Genomic DNA, 12929 nt, shown 5'->3' with positions numbered 1-12929 from the left:
GGACGATGTCCGCAACGGGCGCGCGGCGCCGACGTTCCTGCTGACAGCCCCCACGAGAGGAGCGACACCGTGAAGTACTTGATCCTCGCCTACGGCTCGCAGCGCGACTACGACGCGATGGCCGGCCGGCCCGCGCCCGGCGCCCCGACCTGGACGCCGCAGGACTTCGAGGCCATGGGCGCGTACATGGAGAAGCTGAACAACGACCTGGCCGAGTCCGGCGAGCTGGTGGAGACCCGCGGCCTGACCGCCCCGGCGCACGCCCGCCGACTGCAACTGAAGGGCAGCGACCTGGTCGTCACCGACGGCCCGTACGCCGAGACGCAGGAGGTCCTGGCCGGCTACTGGGTGGTCGAGTGCGACAGCTACGACCGGGCCACGGAGATCGCCACCCGACTGTTCCACGTGCCCGGACCGGCCGAGATCGGCCCCGATGTGGTGGTCGACATCCGGCCGATCGGCGAGAGCCGGCACGAGCTGTGAACGGCCTCGGGGACCTGCTGCGTGAGTTGACGCCGCAGGTCCTCGCGGCTCTCGTCCGCCGCTACGGCCACTTCGACACGGCCGAGGACGCGGTGCAGGAGGCGCTGCTCGCCGCCGCGCAGCAGTGGCCGGCGGCCATGCCGGACGACCCCAAGGCGTGGCTGATCACCGTGGCGTCGCGACGGCTGACCGATCTGTTGCGCAGCAACAGTTCCCGCCAACTTCGAGAAAGTCGGTGGGTGCCTCCCGAGCAGCACGCGTCGGCCGACGACGACTCGCTCGTGCTGCTTTTCCTGTGCTGCCACCCGAGTCTGTCGCCGTCCTCGCAGATCGCCTTGACGCTACGGGCAGTCGGCGGCCTGACCACGGCCGAGATCGCGCGGGCGTTTCTCGTGCCGGAGGCGACGATGACGCGGCGGATCAGCCGGGCGAAGCAGGCCATCAAGGCCAGCGGCGTGCCGTTCGGGCTGCCGGCCGACGACCGGCTGCCGGTGGTGCTGCACGTGCTGTACCTGATCTTCAACGAGGGCTACGCGTCGACGGCCGGCCCGTCGCTACACCGGGTTGAACTGTCGGCGGAGGCGATTCGACTGACGCGCATGGTGCGCCGGCTGCGACCTGACGACGCGGAAGTCGCGGGGCTGCTGGCGTTGATGCTGCTGACCGACGCGCGGCGGCCGGCCCGCACCGGGCCGCACGGCGAGCTGGTGCCGATGGCCGAGCAGGACCGAAACCTGTGGCATGCCAAGGACATCAGCGAAGGTGTCGACCTCGTGACGGCGGCGTTGTCGAAGGGCGCGCCGGGGCCGTACCAGCTTCAGGCGGCCATCGCGGCCGTGCATGACGAAGCGCCGAGCTATGCGGAAACCGATTGGCCGCAGATCGTCGGGCTGTACGAGCTGCTGCGCCAGATCTCGCCCGACAATCCAGTGCTGGCGCTGAACAACGCGGTCGCCGTGGCCATGGTCGACGGACCGACCGAAGGCTTGGCGCTGCTGGACGATCGGCTCGGCGACGACCATCGCCTGCATTCCGTACGGGCTCATCTGCTGGAGCTGTCCGGCGATCACGCGGCGGCGCAAGCGTCGTACCGCGAGGCGGCTCGTCGGGCAATGAGCCTGCCCCAGCAGCGTTATCTCAACGCCCGCGCCGACCGGCTGACGGATGGTTGACAGAAGTCGGGTTAGGTGGCCCGAACGGGCTAGTCCTACGCTCCGATCCAGCCGCTGACCAGCGGCTATCGACCAGAAAGTCAGGAGCCAACATTCCAGCCTTGACATGTCAGCGACTTGCAGTAAACATTTACTGCATGAGCAGTCGGGACGTGTTGCTGAAAGCCGCCGCCGAGGAGTTCGCGCGCAGCGGGCTCAAGGGGACGCGGATCCGGGAGATCGTGCAGCGCTCCGGCGTGAACGAGCGGATGATCTACCACCACTTCGGCAGCAAGGAAGGGCTGTTCAAGGCGGTCATGGAGGACGCGTTCGGCGGCGTCGGCCAGGCCTTGCGCGAGGTGCTGGCCGAGGCCGTGCGGCTGGAGCCGTACGAGGGCATGCGGATGGCGTTCACCACGCTGTTCGACCTCGTGCACAGCCGGCCACTGCTGGTTCCGTTGGCGCTACAGGAGGGCATCGGGGGCTGGGGTGTGCGCCCGCCGCTTGCCGCCGAGCAACTGCCGGCACAACTGCGTGACCTGCACGAACGCGGTGTCGCCGCCGGCATTTTCCGGTCCGATGTGGACTTCGACGTGCTGTACGCGACGACCGTGATCACGCTGATGGCGACACCGGGCACCGCGGGCCGGTTCTCGCTGCTGGCCGAGCGAAGCATGGACGAGCTGCGCGACCAGATCGTCGCGCTGCTGTTGGACGGACTGACAGGGGGAGACCGATGACGGTATTGGTGGTGGGGGCCGGCCCGACCGGCCTGACCATGGCGCTGGACCTGGCCCGGCGGGGTGTGCCGGTGCGGGTGATCGACAAGGCGCCGGCCTACTTCGTGGGCTCGCGGGGCAAGGGGATCCAGGACCGCACCCTGGAGGTGTTCGCGGACCTCGGGATCCGGGACGAGATCATGGCGGCCGGCCGGCACATGACGTCGCGGACGTACGTGAGCGGCGAGCACACCACCGACAGGACGGTGACCTCGCTGATCATTCCGCAGTGGCAGGTCGAGGAGACGCTGCGGGACAAGCTCGGCGAGTACGGCGTGAAGGTGGAGCTGGACACCGAGCTGCTCGATCTCGACGGCACGACGAACCACGGCCGGATCGACCACGACTACCTGGTCGCCTGCGACGGCGGCCGCAGCACGGTCCGCAAGCGGCTGGGCGTGCCGTTCGAGGGCGAGACGGCCGACGGCGAACACCTGATGCTGCTCGGCGACGCCGAGGTCAGCGGCCTGGACCCGGATCTCTGGCACATGTGGATCGGGAACGGTTTCTACGCGCTGTGCCCCTTCCGCACGGTCCCGCAGTGGCAGGTGCAGATCGTGCCGCCGGAGCCGCTCGGCGAGCAGCCCTCGCTCGAGGTGTTCCAACGCCTGTTCGACGAGATGGTCGGCCTGCCGGGGGTGACGCTGAGCAACCCGACCTGGCTGTCGACCTACCGGGTGAACGTCCGGATGGTGCGCGACTTCCGGGTGGGCAAGGTCTTCCTGGCCGGCGACGCGGCGCACGTGCATCCGCCGGCCGGCGGCCTCGGCATGAACACCGGCATCCAGGACGCGTACAACCTGGGCTGGAAACTGGCCGCGGTGATCAACGGCGAGGCCGGCGACGCGCTGCTCGACACCTACGAGGCGGAGCGGCGGCCGATCGCCGAGTGGACGCTGGACACCAGCTCGACCGGGCTGCGGAAGATCGCCGAGGCGGTGCAGGCCGGCACCGGCGGCCTCGACGCGGCCGTCAGCCCGGAGCACAAGCAGCTGGGGCTCGGCTACCCACACAGTCCCTTGTCCCGCAACCTGGTCAGCTGGGACGGGCCGGCCGCCGGCTGGCGCGCACCGTGGCAGGACTCGTTGCGGCGACAGGACTTCACCCTGTTGACCTTCGACGACGTGCGGGTGCTGGTCCGCCCCGACGGCTACATCGGCGTCGTCGGCGGGCCGGACGACGACCTGAGCGTGGCGACGTACCTAATGGATAAGTAGGGTGCTATCCATTTGACAGGGCCGCCCACACGTGCCACTATCGGTTCACATTCCGGACCGGCAGGGGGACGTGATGGGCGGCTTCCACGACGGCGAGCTGGCCGTGCAGGAGCGGGCCGGCGTGCGCTACCTGGCTCAGCGGCTCGGCCCCATGCTCGCGCCGCCCGACCTCTCCGGCGGCGCCGGGCGGTTCCTGGCCGGGCGCGATCTGGCCGTCATCACCGCTCGCGACCATTCCGGCCGGCTCTGGACGTCCCCTCTGGTCGCCCACGCCGGCTTCCTCGACGGCTACAACGCCCTACTGCACGTCAATGCCTTGCCACACAAGGGTGATCCGCTGCACGACCTGCCCGCCGGGCAGCAGATCGGCATGGTCGCCATCGACTTCGCCGCCCGGCGGCGGATGCGCGTCAACGGCTTGCTCACCCGGGTGGACGGCGGTCTGCACATCGAGGTCGAGCAGGCTTACGGCAACTGTCCCCAGCACATCAACCCCGACCACCGCCTGCCGCCCGCGCCGCACCCTTCGCTCACCGACCGGGCCGCCCTGATCGGGGCCGCCGACACCTTCTTCCTCGGCACCATCCATCCCGTCCGCGGCGCCGACGCCTCCCACCGGGGCGGCGACTCCGGCTTCGTCCACCTCTCCGGCGACGACCTGTGGTGGGACGACCTGCCCGGCAACAACATGTTCAACAGCCTCGGCAACATCGCCGCCAACGACGAGGCCGCCTTGCTCTTCCTCGACTTCGACACCGGTGCCCGCCTGCACCTGTCCGGCCGCGCCGAGATCGAGTGGATCGGCACGGACCGGCGGGTGCATTTTCGGGTGGAGGCAAGGAAATAGGGGAAAGGCCGCTCGCCACCGACCGGCCCGCGCCACTCCCGGCCCCCGCCACTGACCGACCCACACCACCCCCCAGCCCGCACCACCGACCGACCCACACCACCCCCCAGCCCGCACCACCGACCGACCCACACCACCCCCCAGCCCGCACCACCGACCGACCCACACCACCCCCCAGCCCCCTCCACCCCGGCCCCTCCACACCCGGCCGGCCACACCTCGGGCCGACCGGCACCGCCCCCGGCCCGCACCGCCGACCGACCCGCATCCTTCCCGGCCCGCGCCGTCGACCGGCCCCCTCCACCATCCGCCGGCCGCTCCTCGGGCCGGGGTGATTCCCCTTTTCCTTTCAGCCCATGCTCTTCTGACCGTCGATGGTCTCGCGGATGATGTCGGCGTGGCCGGCGTGCTGGGCGGTCTCGGCGATGACGTGGGTGAGCACGCGGCGGAACGACCAGCGGGTGTTCGGCGGGAACCACGGGGCCTCGGGCAGGGGCTGGCTCTGGTTGAGGTCGGCGCCGGAGGTGAGCAGCTCGTCGGTGCGGGCGGCCACGGCCTCGTAGTCGGCGAGCAGGCCGGCCAAGGTCTCGCCGGGCAGCATGCGGAAGCTGGTGACGTGGCCCTCGAAGTCCTGGCCGGAGTGGGCTTCCGGCCCCGAGATCATGAAGTCGTACCAGCCCTTCTCGGCCCGGGTGACGTGCTTGATCAAGCCGCCGAGGCAGAGCTCGCTGGCGGTGGGCGTGAGCGCGGCCTGCTCGTCGGTGAGGCCCTGCACGGTGTGCCGCAAGAAGAACCGGTGCTTGCCCAACGCCTCAAGCAGGTCGGCGTGCTCGCCGGTCAGCGTGGTCTGCCCGGAGTTGATCTGCTCGGTGGTGGTCATCGGATCCGCCTCTCGTGGTGTCTGCCCTGTTGAGAACCACGTTAGGGGTCATTGCGGACAGGTTCGGTCCTCAATCCGGGAGGAGTCACGGGCAGTTCCACGGCGTTGGAGACGTCGCGGATCTCGGCCTTGACCTTCTCCATGATCTTGGCGGTGCCGGGCAGGTAGGGCATGAGCCGCATCATGGTCATGTTGAGCCACAAGGTGAACCGTGAGCCGGCGACCATGCGCTTGATGTTGTTGGCCTGCTTCTGGTTCACGGTGACGAAGTGCCGCATGCGCTTCTCGTACGCGGCGAAGGCAGCCTGGTGGTCGGCGGCGGCGAGCTCGTGGGCCAGCACGTAAGCGCCGACGAGGGCCAGGCTGGTGCCCTGGCCGGAGGCGGGCGACGGGCCGTAGGCGGCGTCGCCGACAAGCGCGACGCGGCCGGTGGACCAGCGCTCCATCTCCACGACGCTCATACCGTCGAAGTAGAAGTCGGGGGCGTCGGGCATGGCGGCGAGCAGCTGCGGGGCGATCCAGCCGTGCGGGGCGAAGGTCTCGGCCAGCAGCTCCCGCTGGCGGGCGGTGTCACGCCGGTCGTAGGTCAGCCCCCCGGACGCGAACATGAAGGCGGCCTTGGCTTCGGTGTCCTGCCGGGTGCTGTAGACGTTGAGCGTCCGGCCCTTCTCGGCCTGGATGGTCTCCCAGCGGTCCAGCTCGAGCAGGTTGGGCACGCTGAAGATGGCGATGTGGTGGCCGAGCGAGCGCAGGAACTGCTCCTCGGGCCCGAAAGCCAGCGCCCGGACCGTGGAGTGCAGGCCGTCGGCCCCGATGACCAGGTCGAACCGGCGCGGCAGTGACCGTTCGAACTCGACGGTGATGCCGTCGGCGTGCTCGGTCATCGCCGTGATGGAGTCGCCGTAGACGTACTCGACGCCTTCGGTGGCCCCGCGCAGGATGCGGGCCAGGTCGCCGCGCAGGATCTCGACGTCGGTGGGCTCGCGGAAGCCGACGGTGTCGGCGTCCATCTCGACGATGGTGCGCCCCTTGCGGTCGAGGAACGCGCCGCCGCGCATGTCGGTGTGGTGCTGGCGAACCTCGTCGGCGATGCCCATCCGCTCGAGGACGGTCATGGCCGCGCCACGGACGTCGATCTTGTAGCCGCCCGGACGGGGCGCGGGAGAGCGCTCCACGACGGTGACGTTGTTGCCGAATTCACGCAGCCAGTAGGCGAGGGCGGGGCCGGCGATGCTGGCGCCGGAGATCAGGATGTCCATGCCGCAGACTCTGCGGCCGGCCACTCACCACGGGCTCACGAAGTGCTCACGGAGCCGGTGAACGGCCTGGTCCCAGGACAGCTCGCCGCCGGACAGCCCCTGCTCGGCGAACGCCGCGATGGGCAGGTTCAGCCTGGCCAAGGCCTCGTCACGGGCCTGCTGGTAGTGCTCACGGGCCCGGTCGGCATCGCCGACCGCGGCGGCGACGGCGCCCAGTCCGCACAGGATGCGGGCCCGGATCTCGGCGGCGATGATCGGCCCCGGCCGGTATTCGGAGAGCGCTCTCCCGTACAGCTCCCGGGCCGTGTCGAGGTCACCGGCCAGACGAGCAATCTCGCCGAGGCCGCGGTGCGCGGCGGCCAGTGCCGGCGGCGTGCCGAGCTCGGCCACCCGCTCGTACACGGCCCGCGCGGCCGCGACCTCGCCGATCCGCAGCAGGTTGTCGGCCCGGCGGCACTGCAACTCGGCCGCGTCCTCGACGTCCCCCAGCTCGCCGATCACCTTCAGCGCTTCGTCGGCCAGCGCCAGCGAGGCCACCGGATCACCCTCCAGCGCGGCGACGCCGGCCAGCTGATCGAGCGTGTTGGCGATACCCCACCGGTCCCCCACCTCACGGAACGAGCCGAGCGCCTGCTCGAAGGCAGCCCGCGAGGCGGCCAGGTCGGCGTAGTAGAGGGTGCGCAGGCCCTCGGCCGTCTCCAGGAAAGCTCGGGACCACGGGTCGTCGCCGAACATCGCCATCGTGATCACCTCGGCGGTGCCGATCGACGCCCACAGCATCACCAGGTACGGAAACCGCAGCGTCCGTCCGTAGTCGCGCATCAGCTCCGTGACCCGGTCCAGGTGCAGGTCGGCGCTGATCGCGCAGAGCGCGTACTCCTCGACCAGCCCCTCGGGAACGCGCTCTCCGACCGCCTCCATCAGCCCAACCAGCAGCGGCAGCCCCTCGCTTCGCAGCCCGCGCAGATACAGGTACCAGGCAGTGTTGGCGGCCAGTCGGAGAGCGCTCTCCGGATCCGCGCCGATGGCCCACCGCAGCGCGGCCATCAGGTTGGCGTGCTCCGCCGTCAGCTTCGCCAGCCAAGCCAGCTGTTCCCCCGTACGCAGCCGTGGCTCCGCCTCCTCCGCCAGCCGCAGGAAGTAAGCGGCGTGGCTGCGCCTGGCCTGCTCCTCTTCATCGCCGAGCTGGTCGACGCAGAACGCGCGGACCGTCTCCAGCATCCGGTACCGCCCACCGCTCACCTCCACCAGCGACTTGTCGACCAGGCCGGCCAGCACGTCGGCCGGTAGCCCACACACCTCTTCGGCTGCGGAAAGCGTTGCCCCGCCGGCAAAAACCGACAGCCGCTTGGCCATCGTGCGCTCGTCTTCGTCGAGCAGGTCCCAGCTCCAGGCCACCACCGCACGCAGCGTTTGGTGCCTGGGTTCGGCCGTGCGGTCGCCGTGCGAGAGCTTCCGCAGGCGGGCCTCCACTTCGTCCAGTTCGAACGCCCTCAGCCGCGCCGCCGCCAGTTCGATGCCCAGCGGCAGACCGTCCACCGCCGCACAGATCCGTCCCACCGTGTCGAGGTCAAGGCCATACCCCGGCCGCACCGCGTGCGCCCGTTCCTCAAACAGCCGGATCGTGTCCGGCGCCGCCAGCGGCGGCAGCGGGCAGAGCGATTCCCCCGTCACCCCGAGGGCTTCGCGGCTCGTCGCCAGGATCCGCACCCCTTCACACCCCGCCAGCAGCTGCCGCGCCAGTCTCGCCGCGCCGTCGACCACGTGCTCGCAGTTGTCGAGCACCAGCAGGATTCGACGGTCCGCCAGGCTCGATACCAGCCGCGCCACCGGATCCGGCAACTCGTGGCCGGCGAACAGTCCCGCGTCACGGATCCCCAGCGCCGCGATCACCGCCTGCGGCACCTGCGCGCCGTCGCCCAGCTCAGCGAGCTCGACAAAGCAGACCTCGGGCATCCGCCTTGCCGACTCGATCGAAAGACGTGTCTTGCCGGCGCCGCCGGGACCGATGATCGTCACCAGTCTCGACCGCTCCAGGGCCGCAGTCACCTGGCGGATCTCGTTGTCCCGACCGACAAAGCTGGTCAACTGGGCCGGGAGAGGGCGGGCCGGGTTGGTACCGCGGAGGACGGCGAGGTGGGCGTCGGCGAGCTCGGCGGAGGGATCGGCACCGAACTCGTCGGCGAGGGTGCGGCGGGCGTCATCGAAGGTGGCGAGGGCCTCGGCCTGGCGGCCGGTGGCGGCGAGGGCGCGCATGAGCTGGCCACGGAGACGCTCGCGGTAAGGGTGCTCGGAACTGAGCTGGCGGAGTTCCGCGAGGTCGGGACGGCCCAGGGCAAGGTCGGCCTCGATGCGGTCCTCGACGGCCGACAAGCGGAGATCGTCGAGCCGGACGGTCGGGGCGGGGCCGCGCCACAACCCCAAAGCCTCGGTGAGGGCCTTGCGGGCGTTGGCGTGATCGCCGACGGAAAGCAGCTCCCGGCCGGACGTGGCCAAGAGCTCGAAGCGGTGGGCGTCGATCTCGGCGGGGTCGATGGTCAGCAGGTAGCCGACGGGATGCCGGACGACAGTGCCATCGGGCAGCAACGCCCTCAGCCTCGACACCTGTGACTGCAAGGCGTGCTGCGCGTTGCCGGGAGGCTCCTCGCCGTAGACGGCGTCGACGAGCTGATCGAAAGGCACCGGCCGGCCGACGCTCAGAGCCAGGGCGGCAAGTAGCGCCCGCGGACGGGGACCGCCCAAGGGCACTGGGCTTCCATCGGGCCCCCAAAGCTCGACCGCACCGAGCACACCGATCCGCACGCGGCCATTCTGCCTCGTAGGCTGGCCGGCGGGAGGGACAATGGAATTGCTGGTACGCACGGCCGACAGCGGCGACGTCGAGGCCATCTGCCAATTCGGCGAGACGTACATCCCGCCGCACTACGCGTCGCTGATCGGTGCCGAGGCCGCCGAGGCACAGGTCCGCAGCTGGTGGAATAAAGCGCACATCGAGGCGGCGGTCGCGGCGGGGCTAATGGTCGTGGCGGTGGACAACCATCAGGTGATCGGTGTCGGGCAGCGGGCGGAGAACGTGATCTACAAGCTCTACACCCACCCGGCACACCGCAGCCGCGGGCTGGGCCCGCGGCTGCTGGCGGCGCTGGTCGGGCAACTGCCGGCCGGCACGGATCGGGTGTGCATCGAGCATTTCGCGGCCAACGAGCGGGCCGGGGCGTTCTACGAGCGGGAGGGGTTCCCGGTGGAACGGATCGAACCTAGTCCCACCGGGAACCCCGCGCTCGCCATCGTCTGGCGAGCCCGCTCACTTACGGATTGACGGTGCCGCCAACCGTGTAGCCGTAAGGCAATGCGGCCAAGGTCTGCGAACCGTTGGTGACGCTGGTGTTGCTGAGCACGTTCACGGTGCCGCTGACGGCGGTGCCGGGTGCGGCGACGGGCTTGAAGGTGCCGGTGAACAACGAGGTGGAGCCGGCGGCGAGGTAGATCGGGGTGCCGAAGGTGATGTCGCCCGCGGTCGACGTCAGCCGCAGGGTACGGCCGATGCCGGTGGTGTTGGTGACGCGGAAGAACACCGTTCGACCGGCCGATACCGTGCCGGAAGGCAGGTTGTAGGCGAAGGCATCCGAGCGGTCGTAGCCGACGGTGCCGGCGATCTGCTGGGTGAACTCGTTGCCGCTGACGGTGAGCCGCAGCACGACGTCGATCTCCCACCGGCCGGGCTTGGGGTTGGCGGTGACGAGCGCGGCGTCGGCCGTCGGCTGGGTGGAACCCGTGCCCTGCAAGGTGGTGGTGGGCGAGGTGTCGGTGGTGACGACCTTGCCGTCGGGGTCGATGAGGTAGTAGGTCAACACGTTGTCAGGACTGGCATCGGCGGTGTGGAAGTTGACGTCGAGGTCCTTCTTGCCGGCCGGCACGTCGATGTTGAACGTGCTGACCTGGCCGACCTGCCGACCGACGGTGCTGGTGATCGTGGTGGTGAACTTGCCGCCGGCGCCGGGAATGAGCGTCCGCCGCTGCACCGGCAGCGAGGTGCGCGCGCCGTTGCCGGCGATGAACTGCACGGACTCGGGGTGATCACCAGGGGCCGTCGGCATGTCGACGCTCAACGGCACGTCGACGCTGCTGTGCGCCGGGATGGTGACGGCGTCGGTGGCCTTCTTGGTGACGTAGTGCTGGCCCATGGTGCGGAAGGAGATGTTGCCACGGTACGACCCGGGCACGTTGGGCGGCGACTGGAGGTGCGCCCGGCCGTTGGCCCACAGGATCTTCGCGGTCCAACTGCCGGCAACCGGCGCGGCGACCTCGACGTGCTGGAGGTTGGGCACGGAACCGAACTTGGCCGCGCCCGAGGGCGGAGTGCCGTAGTCATAGGAGATCTGGCTCAGCCGGCCGTTCGGATCGACCAGCGTGAACGAGAGAATGGTGCCGTTGGTCGGATCCGGCGTGATCATGTCCACGCTGAGCCGGTCCAACCCGGCCGGCACGGTGAAGGTGATCGGCGAGGCAGCGGTGGCGCCGTAGGCCGGCACCGGCAGCGAAGGATCGGGAGCACTGACCGGCTCGGTGACGGTGGAGCCGAACTGCTTGGCAGTGCCCAGTTCTCGGTACGTGCCGGCGACCGTGGTCGGCGCGCTGCTGGCGTTGTAGAGGCTCACGGTCTGCGCGCTGGCACCGGCATTGGCCGTAATGTCCAATTGGGACGGTGACGGGATCAGGGCCGGGGCCTCGGGCGCGTCCGACACCCCACCAGGCGCCTGCTGGGCCGCACGGACGGCGGCGTACACGTTCAGCAAGCCCGCGCCCTGCTGATCAGCCGGTGCGCCGACGTCCTTGGCCGTGCCGGTGAGGATCTGCTTGACCAGCGCGGGAGTCGGCTTCACGCCGTGGTGCGTGTCGGCGTACGCCTGGATGACGTCGGCCGCCGCACCGGCCACCAGCGGACACGATTCGCTGGTGCCGCCGAACGCCTCGGTCAACGTGTTGGTCGGGCAGTCGGAGCCGATCGGGCTGCACGCGGCCATGCCGCCGTAACCCGGTGCGACCAGGTCGACGACGCGGTTGTTGGGCGCGGTGCCGCCGGAGGACAGCGGGGTGATGTCGTTGTTGATCCAGCTGTCGTAGCCGTAGGCCTGGGCGTTGAGCCGCAACGTGTTCGTCGCGCCGACGGCGATCACCTGCGGGTCGGTGGCCGGCGAGGACACGGTGCCGGAGACGCCGCTGTCGCCGGAGGAGACGACCACGGTGACGCCGGCCGCGACGGCGGCGTCGTTGGCCGCGTAGAACACGGAATAGCGGCCGGGGCGCGGGGTGTAGCCGTACGACTCGGAGATCACGTCGGCGTGCTCGACGACCACGGCGTGGTCGATGCCGGCCACCACCTGCGACTCGAACTGGATGTCACCGGCGGCGCTCTCCGGGGTGTCGATCAGCCGGGTGTCGACCAGCGACGCGTCCGGGGCGACGCCCTTGATCCGGAAGGTGCAGCCGGCCGGCAGGCCCGAGAACGGCAGCTCCTTGCTGTAGTCGTAGGTGACAAGTCCCTGCCCGGCAACGGAAGAGGCGTCGCCGTAGTACTCGCCGTCGCTATCGTCCTCGGTCGGGTCGGGCGCGTCGATGACCACGTGCGAGCCGTCGGGGCGGACGAAGTTGGGGTTGCCGGCCAGCTCGTTCATGCCGTCGATGGCGACCAGCACGCCCTTGCCGGTGGCGATCTTGGACGCCTGCTCGGTGTCACCTGGCTTGTCCGTCTCGACCTTGTCGACCGACAGCGCCTCCGGCTCAAGGAAGGGCTTGGCCGGGTCGCTCGGGCACAGCTTCGGGCTCAGCTGCGCCGGTTTGGCCTGCGGCACCCGGGCCGGGCTGTCCTGCGGCATCGCCTCGTCGGGCACGATCTCGCGTACCGCCGGGTTGGCCCGCAGCCGGTTCACCTCGGCCGTGGACAGCTTGGCCGCGACCGCGTTCACGCTGACCAGCTGAGTGATGTCGCTGCCGCCATTGGCCTTGATGTCGGCCACGACGGACTGCTGGTCGTCACGGGTGGTGGTCGTGCGTTGCGAGCTCTGCGCCCGTAACTTCAGATCGCTGTGCTGGTTGCCGAGCACCACGATCACCCGCCCGCCGTCCGCGGCGCCGTCCAGCGCCGGCGCGAGCGGGGCCGCCTGGGCCGGTCCGGTGCCCAGTAGCGCCAACGCCGCGCTCATGGTCACAGTGGTCGCAAGCAGGCGAGATCTTGTCACGGGACCCACCTCGGGCAGTCGTCGCCGATGATCGTCGCCGGTCAGTCAATCTCCCACGACCGCGCCGAAACAAC

10 protein-coding genes are annotated in these 12929 nt (G+C 70.1%); 6 read left to right on the top strand and 4 right to left on the bottom strand.

The features are described from left to right. Window positions 1-69: 69 nt before the first annotated feature. The 5 genes from M3Q35_RS37985 to M3Q35_RS37965 all read left to right on the top strand — a co-directional run bounded on the left by M3Q35_RS37985 (window position 70) and on the right by M3Q35_RS37965 (window position 4477). Entirely contained in the window at window positions 70-483 is a 414-nt protein-coding gene (locus tag M3Q35_RS37985) for a YciI family protein (protein ID WP_273937389.1), read from the top strand. Then, window positions 480-1655, top strand: a complete 1176-nt coding sequence (locus tag M3Q35_RS37980) for an RNA polymerase sigma factor (RefSeq protein ID WP_273937388.1) — start codon at window positions 480-482, stop codon at window positions 1653-1655. The genes M3Q35_RS37985 and M3Q35_RS37980 overlap by 4 nt, the downstream gene beginning before the upstream one ends. A gap of 137 nt (window positions 1656-1792) precedes the next feature. After that, on the top strand, window positions 1793-2374 hold the full coding sequence (locus M3Q35_RS37975; RefSeq protein WP_273937387.1) for a TetR/AcrR family transcriptional regulator: 582 nt from the start codon (window positions 1793-1795) through the stop codon (window positions 2372-2374). Continuing rightward, complete coding sequence (locus tag M3Q35_RS37970) at window positions 2371-3630, top strand: FAD-dependent monooxygenase (protein ID WP_273937386.1); 1260 nt, start codon at window positions 2371-2373, stop codon at window positions 3628-3630. The genes M3Q35_RS37975 and M3Q35_RS37970 overlap by 4 nt, the downstream gene beginning before the upstream one ends. A gap of 73 nt (window positions 3631-3703) precedes the next feature. Beyond that, window positions 3704-4477, top strand: coding sequence for a pyridoxamine 5'-phosphate oxidase family protein (locus M3Q35_RS37965; protein WP_273937385.1), 774 nt, complete (start codon window positions 3704-3706; stop codon window positions 4475-4477). Between the two features lie 349 nt (window positions 4478-4826). Here M3Q35_RS37965 and M3Q35_RS37960 read toward each other — a convergent pair whose 3' ends face one another. Genes M3Q35_RS37960 through M3Q35_RS37950 form a run of 3 tightly spaced genes read right to left on the bottom strand, consistent with a single transcriptional unit; the run spans window position 4827 to window position 9505 of the window. After that, a complete protein-coding gene (locus tag M3Q35_RS37960) occupies window positions 4827-5357 on the bottom strand; it encodes a DinB family protein (RefSeq protein ID WP_273937384.1) in 531 nt (176 codons plus the stop codon). Window positions 5358-5398: 41 nt separating this feature from the next. Continuing rightward, window positions 5399-6616 (bottom strand): FAD-dependent monooxygenase, encoded by a 1218-nt coding sequence (locus tag M3Q35_RS37955; protein ID WP_273937383.1) that lies wholly within the window; start codon window positions 6614-6616, stop codon window positions 5399-5401. 24 nt (window positions 6617-6640) lie between these two features. Continuing rightward, the gene (locus tag M3Q35_RS37950) at window positions 6641-9505 is read right to left on the bottom strand and encodes an AfsR/SARP family transcriptional regulator (RefSeq protein WP_273937382.1); all 2865 of its coding nucleotides are present in this window, start codon (window positions 9503-9505) and stop codon (window positions 6641-6643) included. On the opposite strand from M3Q35_RS37950, the gene M3Q35_RS37945 reads away from it, so the two are divergent. Further along, complete coding sequence (locus M3Q35_RS37945; protein ID WP_273937380.1) at window positions 9459-9935, top strand: GNAT family N-acetyltransferase; 477 nt, start codon at window positions 9459-9461, stop codon at window positions 9933-9935. The genes M3Q35_RS37950 and M3Q35_RS37945 overlap by 47 nt on opposite strands. Here the strand turns inward: M3Q35_RS37945 and M3Q35_RS37940 are convergent. Beyond that, window positions 9925-12855: a S8 family peptidase gene (locus M3Q35_RS37940; protein WP_273937379.1), complete on the bottom strand. Its 2931-nt coding sequence runs from the start codon at window positions 12853-12855 to the stop codon at window positions 9925-9927. The genes M3Q35_RS37945 and M3Q35_RS37940 overlap by 11 nt on opposite strands. Between the last annotated feature and the right edge of the window lie 74 nt (window positions 12856-12929).

Origin of the sequence: Kutzneria chonburiensis, assembly GCF_028622115.1 — a bacterium.
Lineage (GTDB): Bacteria > Actinomycetota > Actinomycetes > Mycobacteriales > Pseudonocardiaceae > Kutzneria > Kutzneria chonburiensis.
The sequence above is the reverse complement of the archived record's forward strand: the minus strand, read 5'-3'. Positions and strand labels throughout refer to the sequence as shown.